Origin of the sequence: Aquibacillus albus, from assembly GCF_016908325.1 — a bacterium.
In the GTDB taxonomy this organism is placed as follows: domain Bacteria; phylum Bacillota; class Bacilli; order Bacillales; family Amphibacillaceae; genus Aquibacillus_A; species Aquibacillus_A albus.
In genome coordinates this window covers 1-20,195 of sequence record NZ_JAFBDR010000018.1, presented here as the reverse complement: position 1 = coordinate 20,195, position 20,195 = coordinate 1, and the positions used below count along the sequence as shown (strand labels likewise).

General features: G+C 36.6%; 19 protein-coding genes, 2 tRNA genes and 1 other RNA gene. 14 read left to right on the top strand and 8 right to left on the bottom strand.

The genetic code is table 11. The annotated features are described in order from the left end of the window. Nucleotides 1–25 precede the first annotated feature (25 nt). The 5 genes from JOC48_RS14780 (at nt 26) to JOC48_RS14760 (ending at nt 3,834) form a co-directional block, all read left to right on the top strand. Nucleotides 26–118: transfer RNA gene (locus JOC48_RS14780), tRNA-Ser, on the top strand. A 1,114-nt stretch (nt 119–1,232) separates the two neighbouring features. Continuing rightward, nucleotides 1,233–2,249 (top strand): M23 family metallopeptidase, encoded by a 1,017-nt coding sequence (locus JOC48_RS14775; protein ID WP_204500941.1) that lies wholly within the window; start codon nt 1,233–1,235, stop codon nt 2,247–2,249. Continuing rightward, the gene (locus JOC48_RS14770; RefSeq protein ID WP_204500939.1) at nt 2,239–2,622 is read left to right on the top strand and encodes a bactofilin family protein; all 384 of its coding nucleotides are present in this window, start codon (nt 2,239–2,241) and stop codon (nt 2,620–2,622) included. Before JOC48_RS14775 ends, JOC48_RS14770 begins: the two co-directional genes overlap by 11 nt. An 86-nt stretch (nt 2,623–2,708) precedes the next feature. Then, complete coding sequence (gene proC / locus JOC48_RS14765) at nt 2,709–3,530, top strand: pyrroline-5-carboxylate reductase (protein ID WP_204500937.1); 822 nt, start codon at nt 2,709–2,711, stop codon at nt 3,528–3,530. Nucleotides 3,531–3,761: 231 nt separating this feature from the next. After that, nucleotides 3,762–3,834, top strand: a tRNA-Arg gene (locus JOC48_RS14760). A gap of 84 nt (nt 3,835–3,918) precedes the next feature. Here the strand turns inward: JOC48_RS14760 and JOC48_RS14755 are convergent. Genes JOC48_RS14755 through JOC48_RS14740 form a run of 4 tightly spaced genes read right to left on the bottom strand, consistent with a single transcriptional unit; the run spans nt 3,919 to nt 7,942 of the window. After that, nucleotides 3,919–4,083 carry a hypothetical protein gene (locus JOC48_RS14755; protein WP_204500935.1) on the bottom strand — a complete coding sequence of 55 codons (165 nt, stop codon included), beginning with the start codon at nt 4,081–4,083 and terminating at the stop codon, nt 3,919–3,921. Beyond that, nucleotides 4,084–5,340: a Ger(x)C family spore germination protein gene (locus tag JOC48_RS14750; protein ID WP_204500933.1), complete on the bottom strand. Its 1,257-nt coding sequence runs from the start codon at nt 5,338–5,340 to the stop codon at nt 4,084–4,086. Continuing rightward, nucleotides 5,337–6,422, bottom strand: coding sequence for a GerAB/ArcD/ProY family transporter (locus JOC48_RS14745; protein WP_204500930.1), 1,086 nt, complete (start codon nt 6,420–6,422; stop codon nt 5,337–5,339). Before JOC48_RS14745 ends, JOC48_RS14750 begins: the two co-directional genes overlap by 4 nt. After that, complete coding sequence (locus JOC48_RS14740) at nt 6,419–7,942, bottom strand: spore germination protein (protein ID WP_338024328.1); 1,524 nt, start codon at nt 7,940–7,942, stop codon at nt 6,419–6,421. Before JOC48_RS14740 ends, JOC48_RS14745 begins: the two co-directional genes overlap by 4 nt. Nucleotides 7,943–8,119: 177 nt before the next feature. Between JOC48_RS14740 and JOC48_RS14735 the strand changes: the two genes are divergently transcribed. Continuing rightward, nucleotides 8,120–8,773, top strand: coding sequence for a carboxymuconolactone decarboxylase family protein (locus JOC48_RS14735; RefSeq protein ID WP_204500928.1), 654 nt, complete (start codon nt 8,120–8,122; stop codon nt 8,771–8,773). A gap of 47 nt (nt 8,774–8,820) precedes the next feature. Here JOC48_RS14735 and JOC48_RS14730 read toward each other — a convergent pair whose 3' ends face one another. Further along, nucleotides 8,821–9,354: a YceI family protein gene (locus JOC48_RS14730; protein WP_204500925.1), complete on the bottom strand. Its 534-nt coding sequence runs from the start codon at nt 9,352–9,354 to the stop codon at nt 8,821–8,823. 315 nt (nt 9,355–9,669) lie between these two features. On the opposite strand from JOC48_RS14730, the gene acsA reads away from it, so the two are divergent. Further along, nucleotides 9,670–11,385 (top strand): acetate--CoA ligase, encoded by a 1,716-nt coding sequence (gene acsA, locus JOC48_RS14725; RefSeq protein WP_204500923.1) that lies wholly within the window; start codon nt 9,670–9,672, stop codon nt 11,383–11,385. A 94-nt stretch (nt 11,386–11,479) separates the two neighbouring features. On the opposite strand, the gene JOC48_RS14720 is transcribed toward acsA, so the two are convergent. The 3 genes from JOC48_RS14720 to JOC48_RS14710 form a co-directional block, all read right to left on the bottom strand. Beyond that, a complete protein-coding gene (locus JOC48_RS14720) occupies nt 11,480–12,094 on the bottom strand; it encodes a DUF421 domain-containing protein (protein ID WP_420829223.1) in 615 nt (204 codons plus the stop codon). Continuing rightward, nucleotides 12,091–13,158 carry an LCP family protein gene (locus JOC48_RS14715; RefSeq protein ID WP_204500921.1) on the bottom strand — a complete coding sequence of 356 codons (1,068 nt, stop codon included), beginning with the start codon at nt 13,156–13,158 and terminating at the stop codon, nt 12,091–12,093. The genes JOC48_RS14720 and JOC48_RS14715 overlap by 4 nt, the downstream gene beginning before the upstream one ends. A gap of 143 nt (nt 13,159–13,301) precedes the next feature. Then, nucleotides 13,302–14,591 (bottom strand): glycoside hydrolase family 18 protein, encoded by a 1,290-nt coding sequence (locus JOC48_RS14710; protein WP_204500918.1) that lies wholly within the window; start codon nt 14,589–14,591, stop codon nt 13,302–13,304. Between the two features lie 979 nt (nt 14,592–15,570). On the opposite strand from JOC48_RS14710, the gene tadA reads away from it, so the two are divergent. From tadA to JOC48_RS14675, 7 genes are all read left to right on the top strand, one after another. After that, nucleotides 15,571–16,032: a tRNA adenosine(34) deaminase TadA gene (tadA, locus tag JOC48_RS14705; RefSeq protein WP_204500916.1), complete on the top strand. Its 462-nt coding sequence runs from the start codon at nt 15,571–15,573 to the stop codon at nt 16,030–16,032. Nucleotides 16,033–16,156: 124 nt separating this feature from the next. After that, an RNA gene (ffs, locus tag JOC48_RS14700) (signal recognition particle sRNA large type) lies at nt 16,157–16,422 on the top strand. 197 nt (nt 16,423–16,619) lie between these two features. Further along, complete coding sequence (dnaX, locus tag JOC48_RS14695; RefSeq protein WP_204500915.1) at nt 16,620–18,314, top strand: DNA polymerase III subunit gamma/tau; 1,695 nt, start codon at nt 16,620–16,622, stop codon at nt 18,312–18,314. 31 nt (nt 18,315–18,345) lie between these two features. After that, nucleotides 18,346–18,669: a YbaB/EbfC family nucleoid-associated protein gene (locus JOC48_RS14690; protein ID WP_204500912.1), complete on the top strand. Its 324-nt coding sequence runs from the start codon at nt 18,346–18,348 to the stop codon at nt 18,667–18,669. Nucleotides 18,670–18,681: 12 nt separating this feature from the next. After that, nucleotides 18,682–19,278, top strand: coding sequence for a recombination mediator RecR (recR, locus tag JOC48_RS14685; protein WP_204500910.1), 597 nt, complete (start codon nt 18,682–18,684; stop codon nt 19,276–19,278). A 20-nt stretch (nt 19,279–19,298) separates the two neighbouring features. Then, the gene (locus JOC48_RS14680) at nt 19,299–19,517 is read left to right on the top strand and encodes a YaaL family protein (protein WP_204500908.1); all 219 of its coding nucleotides are present in this window, start codon (nt 19,299–19,301) and stop codon (nt 19,515–19,517) included. 68 nt (nt 19,518–19,585) lie between these two features. Further along, nucleotides 19,586–19,852 (top strand): pro-sigmaK processing inhibitor BofA family protein, encoded by a 267-nt coding sequence (locus JOC48_RS14675; RefSeq protein WP_204500906.1) that lies wholly within the window; start codon nt 19,586–19,588, stop codon nt 19,850–19,852. Nucleotides 19,853–20,195: the final 343 nt, after the last annotated feature.

Sequence of the window (20,195 nt, the reverse complement as noted above, 5' to 3'; positions counted from 1 at the left end):
TATATTAAATTTTGTCGTCAGTCACGGAGGAGTACCCAAGTCCGGCTGAAGGGAGCGGTCTTGAAAACCGCCAGGGGCTTCACGGCCCGCGGGGGTTCGAATCCCTCCTCCTCCGCCATACTTATGCGCTAAAAAATTGGAGATTATAGAGAAGAGGCTGTATCAAAACAAGTTTGTTTTGATGTCAGCCTCTCTTTTAATTCTATGAGAAGAAGATCAAAAATAGCTTTTTTAGGTAATAGAATTTATAATCTCTTAAATAAACAGATAAACCTAATAATAAAGGATCTTTTCGTATTCTTCTTGTTTTTTTACTGCACAGTTGACAGATGATACGCAATAAAAGATGATTTGTCATTAATCTAACGAATAAAAAGAGTGCATAACCGACGCTGTGGAAAAACACTCGCTTTCCGTGGGCAACGCCTCAGCCTCCTCGGAAGAAAACCGCTTCCTGCGGGGTCTTCACCTGTTGGGACTTTGATTACTCGCCCCACCGAAAACTATTTGCTTTTCCCACAGGAGTCTCGTATTTTTCCACAGCTTGGATTTATTTTTTATAAGTGAGAAACTGTCCAACTGCTGTAACGAAGCTTTGATACCATTTCTTTTAACTAAAATTAGTTATTTTATGAAATTTCCATGATTAAGCTGTGGAGGCACATGTAGACTAATCGAAAAGATAAACCAATTACTTATGTGCGATGTAATAGTGGTGCTTTCCTTGTCTTGTGCAAAAAACAATGAGAAGACATCCACGTATTGTGAATTCCACTTACACATATGATTAATCGAAGAATCCCTTTTAGCGTAGGCAGAATACGCAGACTCCTGCGGGAACAGCACGTGTCCGAAGACCCCGCAAGAAGCGCTCTTTGCTTCTGAGGAGGCTGAGGCCGTGCCCGCGGAAAGCGAAGTATTCTGCCGAAGCGATTGTATGGCACTGGATAGAAAACTTGGAAGAAAGCAAATCCATGTAATAATTGTGTCGCATTAATCGTATACTGCGAATTAATCTTTTGTTGTGAAGATGCCTTTTTACAATTAGCTTATTATAAAAAGCAACAAAGATTTATAAAACAGCCTAAATAATAATGGGAAAAAAGCAGGAATCCTTTTGTTTTTGTCGAAAGAAAGAATGTTATGGAAGAATATCTTGATATTGAAAAATGACAAAAATTTAAGAAAAATAGAACACCATGTGACATTTTTAGCTCGGAGGGATTCCATTTATGAGTATGAGAAAGAAGCGATGCAAAAGATGGACCATTTTGGTTACATCAGATGCAAGTAGACGTGTGTTTCAACTACGGATACCAAAATTCTTTCTATTATTTATTGTTGTCACGATTCTCACGTTATCCATCTCTCTTTACTTTTCACATTCCGCTTGGATGGAGACGAAAGAAAAAAATAATATACTAAACAATCAATTAGCTAGTACGAAAGACCAGCTAGCAAACGAACAAGAAAAAAATTCTCAATATAAGGCAGATGCTGAGTCCTTAGATCAAGAGTTTCGTCGTTTGTCGGAACTCGAAGAAGAATTAGCGTCAATGATTGCTTCGATGAACCCAGATAGAATAGAAGAAAATACAAGTGACGGTCCTTCAGGTGGTATTGAAGTTTCATCCATCGAAGAAGAAGAAATAATGGATCGTAAGGAACATAAGGTATTAAGTCAACACCAAGAGAGTTTAAACGATACATATTATAGACTGGAGCAATCTATACCAGATTTAATAAAAAGTTTTGAATCTTCCATTGAAAATTTTAGTGACATAAAATCAGAATTAAATAACACGCCAATTTTATGGCCTGCTGATGCTAATCGAATTACATCAGAATTTGGTAATCGCTCTGATCCATTCACGGCTAGAAGTGCATTACATACAGGTATCGATATTGCTGGACCGTATGGAACTTCTATTTATGCAACAGCAAATGGAGAGGTAGTATTTGCTGGGCGTGATGGTGGTTATGGAAAGGCAGTTGTTATTGAGCATACGCCTGTCTTAGATACCAAATTTGCTCATTTAGCCGAAATAACGGTAGAAGAAGGTGAGCAAGTTAATAAGGGAGACATCATTGGGCATATGGGTTCAACAGGGAGAAGTACCGGAGTCCATTTGCATTACGAAATTATAAAGGATGGAACACCGATAGATCCCTATTCTTATATGACCTTTATTGATAGAGTACTAGATCAATCGAATGGGCAGGTGAATGATAACATTGATGAAAAATAAAAAACAGTTAGACAAGCTAGACACGGTAATAGGTGTTTCTACAACAATGGAAGGGTCAATTCAAACAGAAGGAAGCATTCGTATTGAAGGTAAAGTGATTGGAGAAATTAATTGTACTGGTGATTTAACGGTAGGAATTGATGGTGTTGTTGAAGCAAATATTAGGGCTAGAAATATTATAGTTGCAGGTATTGTGACGGGAGATGTGCAAGCAAGTGGAACGTTACATATAGAAGAAAAAGGGAAATTACAAGGAAATGCCCAAATGGATTCATTTGTTATTGATCAAGGTGGGATATTTGAAGGGCAAAGTAATATGGGAAAAGCTAGTGGACATTCATCTGAAAAAAAAATGGAAGTAGTAGCTGAATAATTAGAATAGATATCACTACCTGTTTTTACCCTATTTCTTCTATTTTAATTGTAATAGGGTATTAATAGGGTTTAGGAGGATAAAATATGATTCAAAAAATAGCTTTTGTAGGTGCAGGATCAATGGCAGAAGCAATCATTGCAGGAATTGTAGAAAAAAAATTTTTGAAGCCAGAACAAATAAATGTAACAAATAAATCGAGTAAAGATAAATTAGATCGGTTACACCAAAAATATGGTGTTGTTGGATCAGCTAATAAGGAAGCGGTTATTAAAGATGCAGATGTCATCGTATTATCAATGAAACCAAAGGATGTAACGGAATCTTTAAAAGAAATAAAAGCATATATTAAACCAGAACAACTAGTTGTTTCCATATTGGCTGGAGTCCCAACGGATTATATTTCTCAGGAATTGAATAGTGCTACACCAGTTGTCCGAACGATGCCAAATACTTCTGCAACCATTGGTTATTCTGCAACAGCTATTGCGGCTGGCTCCTTTGCAAATGAATACCATGTAAGCAAAATAGTACAGCTTTTTGAAACAATAGGGACAACGACGGTTGTAGAAGAAGAAGATTTACATGCTGTTACTGCTATTTCTGGTAGTGGTCCTGCTTACATTTATTATCTTGTTGAAGCGATGGAAGAGGCTGCTAAGGAAGCTGGTTTAGATCGTCCGGTTGCCAAGGAATTGATTGTTCAAACGCTAGTAGGAGCGGCTGAAATGCTTAAAACAACAAAGGAAGAACCATCAGAATTAAGAAGACGAATTACTAGTCCAGGAGGTACCACTCAAGCTGGTATTGAAACACTTGCATCTTATGATTATCAAGAAGCAATCAAAGCTTGTGTAAAAAAAGCTGCAAACCGTTCCAAAGAATTAGGCAAACCATTTCAATCATAAAAAAGAAATTGAGCACACTGTGGCTCAATTTCTTTTTTAATAGGTAAAGTATAAAAATTTGGCGTTTTGATGTGTAACTCCGAGCGCCCAGCAACTAGTGATACTTCCCTCACCTCTCGTACGATAACTTCAGTACTTCCCCTTTTTCAAAGCTCTTTGCAATTATAATCGTTGTTCCTTTAAAATTTCTACGTAATTCTGTATAATATATAATTGTCACGTCATCTATATGGCTCCATAGCTCAGGGGATAGAGCGTTGGTTTCCTAAACCATGCGTCGCAGGTTCGAATCCTGCTGGGGCCGTCTATTCAACAATCGGAAGGGTTATTGTTTGTTACCCTTCCGATTGTTCTTCTTTTGCTGTTATTGATTAATTTTTCCCCATGTTTACCTACCAAAAAAATAAACAAACGGCGTTGCCATAGCGATAACAACCATGATTGCATAAACAGAACCAGCAAGTTTATTACCGTTTATAATATAAGCTCTTGCATAAGCAAAACAGTAAAGTACAGCATATATGGATACGATGGCAATAATAATTACAGACATTTAATCCCTCACCTCATTTAAATTGGTATCGTTTATCATTTTTCCAAATTCTAATCTTTCCAATTCATAAGTGATGTTAATATCTGCATTCGGAAAGATTTTTTTATTCCAATCTGCATCTTCATATTCCTTGATCGTTTTAAAATGGTCTCGTACGTATAACGACCAGTAAAATGGATCTGATCCATATTCCTCTTGTGATTTTTTAATTAAATCCTCTGCAAAGCTAGTTAATTGCTCTTCAATCGATTTTTTTAGTAGATCTTGATTTTTCATATTTTGTGAATAATTAACGAGTGACGGAATTGCAAAAATCTCCATTTGGAATGGAACCTTTACATCAATTGTAGTCGTCCCATTTTTTTTGTAGTCAATCTCAACTGACGTATTTTGCTTTTTTATAAACGAGCCAGCTATTTGGTACTCTGGCTTTATCGGATCCTGATAAGTTGAAAAAACACTCGTTAACTCTACCGTATTATCAAGCGTTGCTGCGACTCTTGTTTCTGCCCCGTTCAGAATGTCAATCATCTGTCCTTCTTTAAAAACAGCAGATCCCATAAATTGCGATTGACTTCCTCCTTCTTGTGGGACGTTACCAGCAATAAAGTTTTCTTCTCCTTCATATTCTTTCGGTTCCTCTATTTCCGTCGTAGCATAAGGTGCGAGATATAAGTCAGCATCTCCTTCCGTAATTTGGAAAAAACGATGAATATTTGCATCAGGAATAATGCCTACTTCTGTTGCACGGTTAAGCATGAGTTGATAATATTTATGTGGTCTCTTCTCCATGATTGGTTTGTTGTTATTCAAAAAATCCTTCGCATTCTCTTTGGATACAAGAATTTGAACGCCTCCTCTTAGTTGAGTCGTACGTCCGGCTGTCTGTAAGACACGGAGAAATTCGCCAGTACGTGCAAATTCTTCCGATATAACAATTACTTTTGTGTGATCCAGCTTTAATTCTTTCGAGACAAATGCATTAGCTGTTGTCGTTGCCGACATTAAATCAGAGCCTTTTAATGTAACCGTCTCTCTAGCAGGTTCATCCGCTCCACCGCCAGAGGCAGTTGTTCCTACTTCTGGATTTGCGATTTGATATGTAAATTTAAAGACACCCTTTTCTTCTTCTTTGTCCGTTAAATCAATACCGATCGCAATAACATAGGCTTGCTGTTCCAATTCAATTCGGTCATAGCAGCCAGTGAGCACAAATAGGAGAGAAGCAATGAAAAATAAATAATATTGTTTTTTCATTTCGTTAGCGCTCCCTTCGATTTTGCCACGATCCACAAAATAATTGGAAATATAATCAATACAGGAGTAGTAATGCTTAAAAGATAATTACGAAAAATTAATTCATTCGTAATTGTATTTTCCACAATCATACTAAATGGAAAAACAAAAAGCGTTAATGGGAAAATAAGTGGTTCAAATTCATCTAGCTGTAATGTTTCCCCTAATAGCCAACTACCAAAATAAATCAGAATTACAAATCGTAGGAAAGCTGCACCGAGCCAAAACACCATAAAAAATGTTTCGACGTTTGTGAAAAATTCTCCAAAATTCACATATTGTGTGACATCATGAAAGGGAAAGGCGATCTTATCAATCGATTTATAATCAAATAGGGTTGTATATAACAAAAAGAAAAATATAATTTCCATAAAAGCAATGGCACCACCAAAATAAATCCCTTTTGCGAAGGATTTATTACTAGTTATTGCTGTGTATGCAATCGTAAGAATAAATAAATCAAAGAAAATAGAACCTCTTTTCGCTCCTTCTAGTAAAATAGTCCCTAATCCATCCCCAAATATAGGAAAGATACGAAGCCATACTACTTTTGGAATAATGGCAGCAGCTAGTACTAAAATAGATAGCTTAAGATATGGAAGTGTAATGTAGGTTGCCGTACCGATTGCTTGTAGTCCTCTTTTCGCTCCAAAAAAAATCACCGTTAAAAATAAAAACATAATGACTGTGGTAGGCGATTCTGGAAAATATAGCATCGTTATTTGATTGGTGTAATTTCTTGCACTTAGGATTAATAATAGATAAGAAAGCAAGAAGATAATGAATCCCATGAACACCCCAACTTTTTTCCCTAAAATGGAAAAGATTAGTTGGATTAGATTTTTGTCCTTATATTTCTTTAATAAATACATAAGCAATAAGAAGGAAGGTAGCATGACTAACAAAGAGACAATCGGCATTAACCAAAAAGCATTTTTCCCTTCCTGTGCGTATTGGGCAGGTGTTGTATCTGCAAGTTTAAAGCCAATGATTAAAAGAACAATGGCAATTATTTCTCTACCTTTTAACCTTGTTTTTTTCATGGTTTAGAATCACCTTTATTAGGAATATTCTTCTTTTGAAGATTGTTCGGTTTAATCTGTCCAGGTCTCCACATTTCGTGCTTGATTATGTTTCTAAAGTACATATCTCCACTCGATTTAAATGACGGAGATAAAGGTGAAAAATAAGGTACACCAAAGGATTTTATGGAAGCCATGTATATTACCCAAAGAAAAAGTGCGCCAACAAGACTAAACATACCAAAAAAGGAAGCGGAGAAAATAAATAAAAACCTAGAAATTCTCACAGCAGTATTCAAACTAGTATTTGAAATGGCAAAGGAAGTAAGACCTGATAATGCTGCAACAATGACAATAATTGGACTAATGATCCCTGCTTCTACCGCTGCCTGACCGAGAATAAGTGCACCAACAATACCAATGGTAGGACCGAGTGGATTTGGTACACGTATACCAGCCTCGCGAATTAATTCAAAGGCAATTTCCATAATAATAACTTCAATAAACAATGGGAGAGGTATTCGCTCCCTTGAGTTTGTAATTGCCAATAATAAGTCAGGTGGAATCATCTCACTATGAAAATTTGTTATTGCGATATAAGTTGCAGAGCTAAGAATCGTAATCGCAAAGGCTGTCATGCGAAGGATTCTTGTGAAATTACCGAAAAGGAAACGAGAATATCGATCCTCCGGTGAATGGAAAAAAGACCAAAACGTTGCAGGTAAAATCAGTGCAGCTGATGAGTTATCCATTAGCAGTACAATATAACCATCCTCAATAAACTGGGCAGCGTAATCTGGTCTTTCTGTATATAAAATAGTAGGAAAAAGGGAATAAGGTCGTTCCTCCAAATATTGTTCCAGTAATTCGACATTTGATATGTTATCAACAGATAAGTTTTCTAATCGATCTTTAACATTTTTTAAAATATCTTTATCTACTAGGTCATTTACATACATTAGACTAACTTCTAATTGGGATCGCTCCCCGACTAAAGCTGTTTCTGCAATTAAATTTCGGTTATGAAATCTTTTTCTAATAAGGGAAACATTTGTCCCTAAACCTTCTGTGAATGCTTCCTTTGGTCCTCTGACAACCCGTTCGTTTTCTGGCTTTTGCACAGTACGTGCTTGGAAGTCAGCGACATTAACGGAATATGCCGTATCTTCATCATCAATAAAAATAACAGCTTTCCCACTATTGATTTGGTTAACAACCGTATCGAAATCCTTGATTTCCGTTAGGCTCTCAATTGTAATGACATCTGTAATTGTTTTTCCATCTGCTTCTAATAGTGGCCGCACAATTCCCTTATATATTTTTTCGTTATTGACAATAGAAGAGTAAAAGAACATATCTACCTGTTTATCACAATATTTTGCTGTTACAGTTCGAAAGGTAAAATCTTTATTTATATCAGACGAAAATAATTGTTTCGTATATTGTTCATTTTTCTTTATATCTTTATATATGGAAACTTTGTCTACGTTGGTTTGTTGCTTGTTTTCTTTGTTTTCACTTTTCTTAAATAAAGGAAACACATCGTCACCTCTTCACAATGAGTCAAATCTTTTTTTAGTGTTTGTCAGAAAGTGAAAAATATGAAATTTTTTGCTCCTCTTTTTTCTAATGATGAATACAAAATGAAGCAAAGTGGTTTAAATTTACTGGGTATTTATGTATTATTTTAATTATTAAGAAAAAAGGAGTGGGGAAATTTGAGTAGTTTATACCAAAAGTCATACTTTTCTAGACTTCCAGAGCTTTCAGATTTAGCACCAGAACAATTTAAAACATTTATGGCATTTAATGATTCAGCTGTAGCAGATGGAAAGTTGTCACATGCATTAAAAGAAACGATAGCTGTGGCTGTGGCACATACAACAGGCTGTCCTTACTGTATTGATTTACATGTTGGTAATGCGAAGAAAGCAGGAGTTTCAAAGGAACAATTATCTGAAAGTATTTTTGTAGCAACTGCACTAAAAGCAGGGTCAGCAATTGCTCATGGAGTGAATGCACTGAATACATATGATGAAAATCAGGATGAAGAATTGTATAAAGCGGAATATTTTAATCGAATTAAAGAGTTTGCTGATATTTCTGGAGAAAACTTCAAAGCATTTATCGATTTTGACCAGCAATCAATGAAAGATGGCGCTTTAACGGCAAAGGAAAAGGAGTTAGTAGCAATTGCTGTAGCTCATACTACTGGTTGTCCTTACTGTATTGATGTACATACGAAAGGTGCAAAAAAACAAGGAGTAACGAAAGAAGAATTAGCAGAAAGCATTTTTGTAGCAACTGCATTAAAAGCAGGGTCTGCTATTGCACATAGTGTTAATGCATTAAATTCTTATGATGAAGCTTAAGATACTGTTTCATAAAAAAAGCATGAGCTAAAGGCTCATGCTTTTTTTTATGCGTCTTGTTTTAGTTGGAAGTCCATTGAGATTTTTACATCTTGGCCTACTAATACTCCACCAGTTTCTAGAGCAGCGTTCCATGTTAGACCATAGTCTTCACGATTGATTTTCCCTTCTCCTGTAAAACCATATACTTGATTTCCCCAAGGATCTTGCCCTTGACCTTCGAATACAACTTTGAACGTTTCTGATTTTGTTACATCTTTAATGGTTAAATCACCAGTTACATTGTATTCATCATCTGAAGCTTTGACGATATTTGTTGTTTTAAAAGTCATTTTTGGATTGTTTTCAACATCAAAGAAATCAGCTGATTTAAGATGATTATCACGATCTTCGCTACCAGTATCAACACTAGCTAAATCGATATTAAATTCAATATCTGCTGTTGTTAAATCTTCTGGATCTGCTTCAATCGCTGTATCAAACTCATGGAAAGTTCCTTTTACTTTTGTTACCATCATGTGTTTTACAGAGAAATCAATACTACTATGTGCTGGATCAACAACTAACTTTGTTTTAGCCATCTAAAATACCTCCATTAATTTTGTTATTTTTGATAATTAAGTTACTTTATGTAAGTTAGTATATATTAGTAAATATGAGACGTCAACAACTTTATCTCGAAACTAGGATATTTTTCAAAAGAGTGTTATTAAAAGGGAATGAATTCAAGTTAAACAATGTTTTTTCCTTTCATTTTTGATCAAAATCGTCTAAAATATGGGGTAATGATGGAATATTTATAAAATTTAAAATACTATCTATGATGCTCTCATAAGATGTATTAGGTTCTAAGGTTATTTGAAACCGTTTGCAAAAATTTACGAAGAGGTGATTTGATGGATATGCAGCCAATTCCAGCAAGAGAAGGAAACCATAACCTTCCTAATTATGAAAAGAAGCGAGAAAATTTCAGTTGGGAAGAAGTAAAAAAGAATTTCAGTTGGCATCAAACGGGTAAAGTCAATATTGCGTATGAAACAATTGACCGTCATGCAGAAAACCCAGATAAAAAAGATCAAGTTGCATTGCTTTACTCTGCTCCTGATCGAGAAGAAAGATTGACTTTTGAACAATTAAAAAATAAGAGTAATCAATTTGCTAACATATTGAAGGACCAAGGTGTGCAGAAAGGTGATCGAGTTTTCTTGTTTATGCCAAGGAGTCCGGAATTCTATGCTTCTTTCTTTGGGATCCTGAAGGTTGGCGCGATTGCTGGACCACTATTTGAAGCGTTTATGGAGCAAGCGGTCCGCGATCGTTTGGAGGATAGTGAAGCGAGCGTATTAATCACAACACCAGAGTTATTAGAGAGAGTTCCTGAAGACGAATTACCAAATCTTAAGAAAGTGGTATTGGTTGGGGATTCAGATAAACAATCCGATAGATATGTAGATTATTATGTCGAGATGGAAAAAGCATCTATCCATTTTGATATCGAATGGGTAGATTTAGAAGACGGTATGTTACTTCATTACACATCAGGTTCAACCGGGAAGCCTAAAGGTGTCTATCATGTCCATAACGCTATGATTCAGCATTATGCAACGGGAGATTGGGTTATTGATCTAAAGGAGGATGACATTTATTGGTGTACGGCCGATCCTGGTTGGGTAACAGGAACAAGTTACGGTATCTTTGCCCCATGGTTACACGGTGTGACCAATGTCATCCGCGGTGGTCGATTTACACCCGAATCATGGTATGAAACAATCGATAAAAATAACGTCACTGTTTGGTATTCAGCTCCTACTGCCTTCCGAAAGCTAGTAAGTGCAGGTGAAAAAATTGTTAAAAACTATGATTTATCGTCACTAAGACACGTCATGAGTGTAGGAGAACCGTTGAATCCAGAGGTGATTACTTGGGGAGTTAATGCATTAGGTTTACGTATTCATGATACATGGTGGATGACGGAAACTGGTGCGATGATGATTGTTAATTATCCGGTTATGGATATTCGACCTGGTTCCATGGGGAAACCACTTCCAGGTGTTGAAGCAGCCATTATTGATAATGAGGGAAATGAATTACCACCTAACCAAATGGGAAACCTTGCACTTAAAAAAGGTTGGCCATCGATGATGCGAGCGATTTGGAAGAATCCAGGTAAATATGAAAGCTATTTTATTAATGATTGGTATGTTTCAGGGGATAGCGCTTATAAAGATGAGGATGGTTATTTCTGGTTCCAAGGAAGACTAGATGATGTCATCAATACTTCTGGAGAACGTGTTGGTCCATTTGAAGTAGAAAGTAAATTAATTGAGCATCCAGCAGTAGCTGAGGCGGGGGTAATTGGAAAACCAGATCCCGAGCGTGGAGAAATTATTAAAGCGTTTATTACACTAAATGAAGGCTATAAGAATTCAGATGATTTATTAGAAGAAATTCGATTGTTTGTTAAAAAAGGTTTAAGTGCTCATGCAGCTCCACGTGAAATTGAAGTTACCAAAACGATACCAAAAACTAGAAGTGGTAAAATCATGAGACGTTTATTAAAATCTTGGGAATTAGGGTTACCTACTGGCGACACTTCTACGTTAGAAGAATAAGTAATAAAAGATACCAGCGTTTCAGTCGCTGGTATCTAGTATTTTTAGAAAGGAAAACGCTTATTTGGTATAGCTTTAACAGTACTTTAATCCTCTAATGCAAATAATCATCATGTTTTGAATTATTTTGATATTTTAGCTCATCAAATAATTGGTCTTGCTGTTTTTGGTTATCATTATTCGGATATATAGGTAAATACGATGAATTCAGCATGCTTGGATTCATCATTTTTTTAAATTCACCAATCGTAAGAGGTCGAGCATCTTCCTTTAATTCATATCCAAGCTGACCATTGGGTTCTAATGTTGCAGTTTTAATATCAGACAATTGATTAATTCCTTGTTGGCGAATGAACATTTCAAGCTGATCTACGGTTATTCGATGTTTTTTTAATTGCTGTGTTTGTAGCTGTCCATTTTCAATTAATATTTTTGATTTTCCCGTTACTAATTTTTCAATAACATTGAACTTTAATTGGAGCCATTCCACTATAATAAGGGTGAGGACAAAAAGAGTGGTCGCAATCAAGGTTCGAACAACACTTGTTTCGATTATTGGTTGAATGATAATAGAACCGATCGAAATCATAATGACGGTTTGTGCCAACGTCATTTGTGATATCGATTTTCTTCCAGCAATTCGGAGAAGAAGTATTCCAGCAACAACTAATAGAAAACAATTAAAAATGAATTGCATATCTACATTCACGATTGATTTACCTCCTTATAAATCTGGTCAAATTTCTCCTCGATTGTCGGGATAGATTTTTGTGGGTTCGTTAATTCTAGCTGTTGCTTTAATTGTTCAGAAACATCATTTAGATTATCTTCATTTGGAATAAAGAAAGATAAACCTTCTACCCTCTGGTTAGTTCCTTCAATGTGAATGGTTTCCATCTCATCTTCTCCAATGGACGAATAGCTTCTTTCTAAATGATAAATTTCCTTAGGCTTTAAATTAGTTTCTATATTTTTACCAAGGATCGTAGAAATTTCATTTGCTTTAAAAATAGTTCCTGCTGAAATCGTTTCTTTAATCGCAGCTCTAATTAATTGTCTTTGTCTTTCCTCTCTTGGGTATGTGTAATTAACAGCAAGCCTTCTCATCCGAACGAAGGCCAGTGCTTCCTCTCCATTTAAATGTGTAGGTCCTTCTTCAAAATAGATGCGTTCGTTATTTTGATAAATATTTTCTTCCCAGAAACCTTCTTTTACATCTACGGTAACCCCGCCTAACGTATCAATAATATCCCGAAATCCATCAAAATCGACAGCAACATATTTATCAATCGGTATGTTTAATAGCTCTTCAACCTTTTCCACAGTTAATTTGCTTCCACCATAGCCAGAGAGAGACCCAAACGAATATGCTGCATTAATTTTGTGATATCCACTGTACGCTTCTATTTCATCAATTTTCACTCGGGTGTCTCTAGGAATGGAAGTCATTGTCACTTTTTTTGTTTCTGGGTTAAGTGTTACAACAATTTGTGTGTCTGCTCGTCCATCTTTGCCACCTGTTGAGTAATTTTCAACGCCAATTAATAACATCGAGATTGGATCATCGCTAAAGGTAATTGCTTCTTTTCGTAAATCAGATTTGTTGTCAGCTCGCTCGAGTTCTTGATAGGACTTATTTGCAGCTGTATACACTTCATATATTAAATAAGAACCAACACTAATAAAGATGATGAGCAGGAAAAGAAGTACATATTTAATATTTCGTTTCCACCTATTTGACTGTTTATTTCTCGAAGTTCTAGATTGTTCCAAGTTCTATCCCTCCATTTTCCTGCTTTTTTCTTATGTTTTTCATAAGTTGCAAAATAAATACAGAGAAAATGGATAATCGAGAATAGGTTATAATGACGAAAAGCCGAAAGCATACATTGTATGATGCTCCCGGCTTTCTTTAATTATGCTTGTTTTTGTATCGTAAAGTTATCCTCAAGAAGAACCCAATTTTGAGGGAAAGCAAGCCCTAGCTTCCAATAGCTGATACCTCGTAAATTTAATTCTTTCATCAAGTCAAATTTTGCTTGGATAGACCGTGCGTCTTCAAACCAAACTTCGTGCCGATTACCCTCTGCATCTGTATAGAAAAAGAATGGCGCTTGTGCTTCATTATCAAATTCAATGGCAACATTTTGTTCTCTTGCTAAGGAAATGGCTTGTTGAGGACTAAGTGCTTTCGCGTATTCTCCTCCGGGCTCGTAAGGAAGTGTCCAATCATAGCCATATAAATTTTGACCTAGCATAATTTTATTAGCGGGCATTTCTGTTAAGGCGTACTCTACTACGTCACGAACAGGACCAATTGGAGATACTGCCATAGCTGGACCTCCACTGTAGCCCCACTCATAAGTCATTAATACGACGAAGTCTACAATTTCACCGTGGGCTGCGTAATCGTGCGCTTCATACCATTCGCCTTCTTGAGTAGCACTTGTTTTTGGTGCAAGTGCTGTAGACATAAGTAAACCTTCAGCAGATAAACGTCTTTTTGCTTTCCTTAAAAATTGATTGTAATCCTCTTTGTTCTCAGGCGGTAAAAATTCTAAATCAAAATGTACATCCTGATATCCCATTTCATTAGCGGTTGCAATGATATTGTTTAATAACGTATTTTGAACAGCTTCATCCGTTACAATGATTCTACCTAACTCTGCACTAAACTCTCCTTCTTCTAAATTGGTGACAACAAGCATTAATGTAGCGTTATTTTCCTGAGCAATCGAAGCAAAATCATCTAATGGTGGAGGTACCAACTCTCCTGTTCTCGTAATTCGATAGTTAAAAGGAGCTAAATAAGTGAGGTATGGCGCATTTTTACGGGTTGAATTTTCCAATGTCTCAGAAACTGTCCCCCCCAATGGCTCTACATAAGCATTTACTTCTATTGTAGGTTTAGGTCCTTCTGGAATATATAAACGCATTCCAACTGGTAATGGCTGGTTCACAGAGATGTTATTAGTTCTTGCTAATTCTTCTACCGATATTCCAAACCGTTGACTAATTGTATATAAGCTATCGCCGGGTTGAACGTCATAGAATTCCCCAATAATTGGTATTACTAATGTTTGACCAACGACTAATCCTTCTGGTGCATCTAATTCATTAGCTGTTTCAATTGCATCCATCGTTGTGCCATACGTATTGGCAATAGAGTATAATGATTGTCCTTGCTTTACAACATGTATTTGCAAAACAAATTCCTCCTTCCATAAATAAGCCAATATTTCCTAAGTTAGCCTATGTTGTAAAAGCAAAAAGGTGAATACACTAGAGTAGAGATATTTCCAGCTTAATTTTGGAGCTGTTCTATTATTTTGGCTTTTTCGTATTCTTCGTTTTTTACTACACAATTGACCTATAATGCGCAATAACCCTTGCAAGGATTTGCTTTAATACACTCTTTTTGAATCGGGTGCAATAATCGCTTCGGCAGAATACTTCGCTTTCCGCGGGTACGGCCTCAGCCAGGGTGCTACTTGAATAAGCTTCTTTGTTCCCTTGCGCCGAGGAAGCAAGCTGCGAAGCGTTACTAGAAGACGCAGGCGCATCCACGGGGTCTTCGGACACGTGCTGTTCCCGCAGGAGTCTACGTATTCTGCCTACGCTTAAAGGGATACTACGATTAATGGTAAGTTTATGTACTGGGAATCATGATTACGTGGAATGCTTCTCTTCGCTTTTTTTACAAAACAAGGCAGGTCGAATCTTCGAAAATATAGACCAATTTCTTGCGTGCGATATAACGCTACTAAAGTATTCAACATCACAAAAGTAAAAGAAGAGTCTGACATTTTCAACAGCTCGGATTTGTTCTCTTGATTAAATAAGAATTTGTCCCATTGCAATAGATAAGATGTTGAAAAGAAGCTTTTATAAATCTTTACTATATAGCGGAGGAAATACACGTAGACTCCTGCGGGAGGAATGGCATCGGTGAGACCCCGCAGAGCGAAAGCTCGAGGAGGCTCACCAGCCGCCCGCGGAAAGCGAAGTGTATTTCCGCAGCGATATTCGAAGCTATCACTCTGGCGCATTAATCTTATGTTACGCATTAGTCTCATCCTATAATAATAAAAAAGAAACAATCATTTAGAATACAGCCATGATTTTTGATAAAATAGAAAGTAAGTTAAACTGAAGTTTGTCTTAAAAAGTGTGGGGTGATTTAAATTGGATGACCAAATGTACATGAAATTGGCGATGGAAGAAGCAAAAAAAGCAGAGCAGCTTGGCGAAGTACCTATTGGGGCTGTAATCGTATATAAAGATGAAGTCATTGCATCGGCGTTTAATTTAAGAGAGTCTTTACAAACAACGGCATCCCATGCTGAATTAATTGCAATTGACAAGGCAAATGAGCAAGTTGGAAGCTGGAGACTAGAGGATTGTACGCTATATGTAACATTGGAACCTTGCCCGATGTGTGCTGGAGCAATCCTTCAAGCAAGAATACCTCGAGTTGTATTTGGAGCCTATGATCCGAAGGCTGGTTGTGTTGGTACCTTGCTGAATTTATTAGACGATTCACGGTTTAATCATAGAGCCGAGGTACAAGGAGGAGTATTGGAAAAAGAGTGTGGACTCCTTTTAACACACTTTTTTCAAACACTTCGGAATAAACGAAAAGAATGATAAATAATTTTTCATGTGATATCGGAAAATATTAACAAGCTTGTACCATTGCATTTTCAATTAAAACTCGTTATACTTGTTTATGCGCTATTAAAAGCGCAACTAAATATTGTTAGCAAATTTGCCGTGCTAAGCGGGGAGGTAGCGGTGCCCTGTACTCGCAAGCCGCTATAGCGAGGCTGAATTCCCTGCTGAGGTGGAACAATTTTAAGGTCCGCCTTAAGGAATTGGTGTTGACACTCGGGTCCCGCGCAACGGGTGCCCGTGAACCCTGTCAGGTCCGGAAGGAAGCAGCAGTAAGCGGTTTTTCTCGTGTGCCGTGGGGAAGCCTGAGTCGAGCCATGAACTTGAGTAGCGCTTAAGGTTGTTTCATCGAAGCTGGGTGCACGGTGTTAAATATAGCAATCAAGCCTCTTGTCATCTTTGACAAGAGGCTTTTTACATAATGCATATACTGTGTAAATACCTTTTAAATAGGTTCTGTGAAATTATAGTTTAACGACATATGTTATTTCTAATTCGATAGTTCACATCACTGTTCCATTTCAGTTATAATAAAAGGGAACTTAAAGAGGGGATCGTGAAAAATGAGCTACCAAGCCCTGTATCGTGTATGGAGGCCAAGAAGCTTTTCCGATGTTGTAGGACAATCGCATATAACGCGCACGCTACAAAATGCAGTTATGCAGGAAAAATTTTCGCATGCTTATTTGTTTTCTGGACCTCGTGGAACAGGTAAAACAAGTGCAGCAAAAATATTTGCCAAAACAATTAATTGTGAAGAATCGCCTGTATTAGAACCTTGTAACAAATGTGCTGCTTGTCTTGGCATTCAAGACGGATCGATTTCTGATGTCATAGAAATAGATGCTGCTTCAAATAATGGAGTCGAGCAAATTAGAGATATTAGAGATAAAGTTAAATATGCGCCGAGTGCTGTTAAGTATAAGGTATATATTATTGATGAGGTTCACATGCTATCCATTGGCGCATTTAATGCGTTATTAAAAACATTAGAAGAGCCGCCAAAGCACGTTATCTTTATTTTGGCTACAACAGAACCACATAAGATACCATTAACGATAATCTCACGTTGTCAACGATTCGATTTTAAACGAATTTCACAGGCATCTATGGTTGATAGAATGAAGTATATCACGGAAGCAGAAAGCATATCGATTACAACCGAGGCATTAGAGGCAGTTGCCCTTTCTGCTGAAGGTGGGATGCGTGACGCATTAAGCTTATTGGATCAAGCAATTTCCTATAGTGATGACCAAGTAAGCTTGAACGATGTATTGGAAGTAACGGGATCTGTTTCACAAGAAAAGTTGACTCAAGTTGTAGAAACTTTGAATGATAAAGATGTTCAGCAAGCATTACGAATTGTCGATGAAGTGATACAAGGTGGAAAAGACCCTGGGAGTTTCGTATTCGATTTAATCTATTACTTGAGGGATTTACTACTGTATCAAAGCGCTCCAGAACTTGGAAATATATTGGAACGCGCAGTGTTGAATGACACATTTGAGGAGTTAGCAAAACGATTAGATGCACAATGGATTCAGCAAGCTATTTCTGAATTAAATCAATGTCAGCAGGAGATTAAATGGACCAATAGCCCAAAGGTATTTATTGAAATATGCTTGCTTCGTATAACAGATCAGCAGCAATCTTCATCTACTCAAATGGAAGATAGTCCAAAGCTTAACACGTTGTTTACTAAGATTGAACAGCTCGAAAAGGAGTTACATACATTAAAAGAACGCTCCGAGAGTCTGGGCCAAACAGCAGTGACTCCTAATCATGCACCAAAAAGACCACAAGTAAGAAGCAATAAAAATAGTTATAAAATACCATTTGAACGTATTCGTCATGTTTTAAGTGAAGCATCAAAATCTGAACTGAAATCTGTTCAGTCCCAATGGGCTAATTTTATGGATGCTTTAAAGAAAAAAAGTGCACCAGCACATGCGACGGTTCAAGATAGTAAACCTAGAGCTGCATCTGAACAAGCATTAGTATTAGGTTTTAAGTACGAAATTCATTGTTCACTTGCTTTGGACCATAAACAAACGATAGAATTATTATTAGCTGAAGTGGTTGGAAAACAACTTTCTATTATTCCTATCCCAGAAGTTAATTGGCAGGAAATTAGGGAGGACTTTTTAAAAAATCAAAGAAATCAAGAGAATGAGAGCGAACAATCACCGAAAGAAGATCCATTGATTCAAGAAGCCCGCAATTTAGTTGGTGATGATTTATTAGAAATACGTGATTAAAATTATATATGAAAAATAAGGAGGGATTTCCATGCGTGGTGGTGGAAATATGAACAAAATGATGAAACAAATGCAAAAAATGCAAAAAGATATGATGAAGGCACAAGAAGAGTTACAAGAAATGTCTTTTGAAGCGACAGCAGGCGGCGGTATGGTCAAAGTTGTTGCAAATGGAAAAAAAGAGATTACCGATATAGAGATTAATGAAGAAGTAGTAGATCCAGATGATATAGACATGCTACAGGATCTTATTTTAGCTGCAACAAATGAAGTTTTGAAACAAGTGGAAGAAAAATCGAATGACACAATGGGACAGTTCACGAAGGGATTAAATTTACCTGGAGGAATGTTCTAGGAGGCATGCTTCATGTATTATCCAGAGCCGATTTCAAAGCTGATTGATAGCTTTACTAAATTGCCAGGAATCGGGCCGAAAACGGCTGTTCGCCTGGCTTTTTTTGTTCTTAATATGAAAGAAGATGATGTCTTAGATTTTGCAAAGTCTCTTGTGAATGCCAAACGAGAGCTCACACACTGCTCTATTTGTGGGCAGATTACTGATCAAGATCCTTGTGCTATTTGTCAGGATGAATCTAGGGATAAAGCCGTTATATGTGTAGTACAAGATCCAAAAGATGTTATTGCTATGGAAAAGATGAAAGAATTTAATGGAAAGTACCATGTTCTTCATGGTGCTATTTCTCCGATGGATGGTATTGGCCCAGAAGACATAAATGTTCCAAGTCTATTAAATCGATTAAAGGACGAAGAAGTTCAAGAATTGATTTTAGCAACCAATCCAAATATAGAAGGAGAAGCCACTGCCATGTACATCTCGCGCCTAGTAAAACCTTCTGGAATTCGAACAACAAGAATTGCTCATGGTTTACCTATGGGAGGAGACTTAGAGTATGCTGATGAAGTAACCCTTTCAAAAGCAATGGAAGGAAGAAGAGAACTATAATAAAGTAAGGTGACTTTTTTATGTTATCAAATACAAAGGTTCGTAAAAAAAAGCAAGTCGATCAACAGCTTCTTGATGAAATCCTTCTATTAAAACAAGAATGGATGAATTTAAAATCCATTCTTGAAAGAAGTTTAGAACCAAGTGAAACAGGTCTTTTTGATTTGGCAGTTGCAGAAACGAAGTATTTTTACTTATTAAGAGAAGCTCGAATTCGTAAAATAAGTGCAAAAAGATAAATAATGTTCTATTTCTCTTTCTAGTTTCATAGTTTAGCTATAGGACAAGAATAGAAGGAGGAGAAAAAGTGGATACAACCGTAGTAATAACAAGTTTGATCGTATTAATTGCTTTACTACTAATTGTGGGTGCACCTTTAAAACCAATGCAATTTCTTGCGCAAGGTTCGGTTAAATTGGTGATTGGTGTCTTGTTTTTATTTTTTTTCAATGTATTTGGAGCTTCTATTGGATTGCATATACCAATCAATGTATTCACGGCTATCATTGCAGGTTTTTTAGGACTCCCTGGTTTGGCATCATTAACAGCACTTCATATCTTTGTTTTAGCATAGTGAGCTATCGACTAAGGTGGCTCATTTTTTTGTTGCCTAGAGACCGGCCGTTTATCTAATTGAAAAACCACAGAAGCGATTAAATGAATAAGTTTTAAAAAACATTTGACATTATGAAGTGGTTAGTGATATATTATTTAAGTCGCTGTTAAGCAAACAGCACGAAACATAAAAAGTATAAAAAAGTTGTTGACTTCCGCGAAATAACTTGATATACTATAAAAGTTGTCGCGTTAAGGAACAACAAACATTTGATCTTTGAAAACTGAACAAAACAACCAGTATGTTAAATAGAAAGCGTAGGCGACTGGTCAATGGCGTACGGATAGATAAGCTTGCGTAA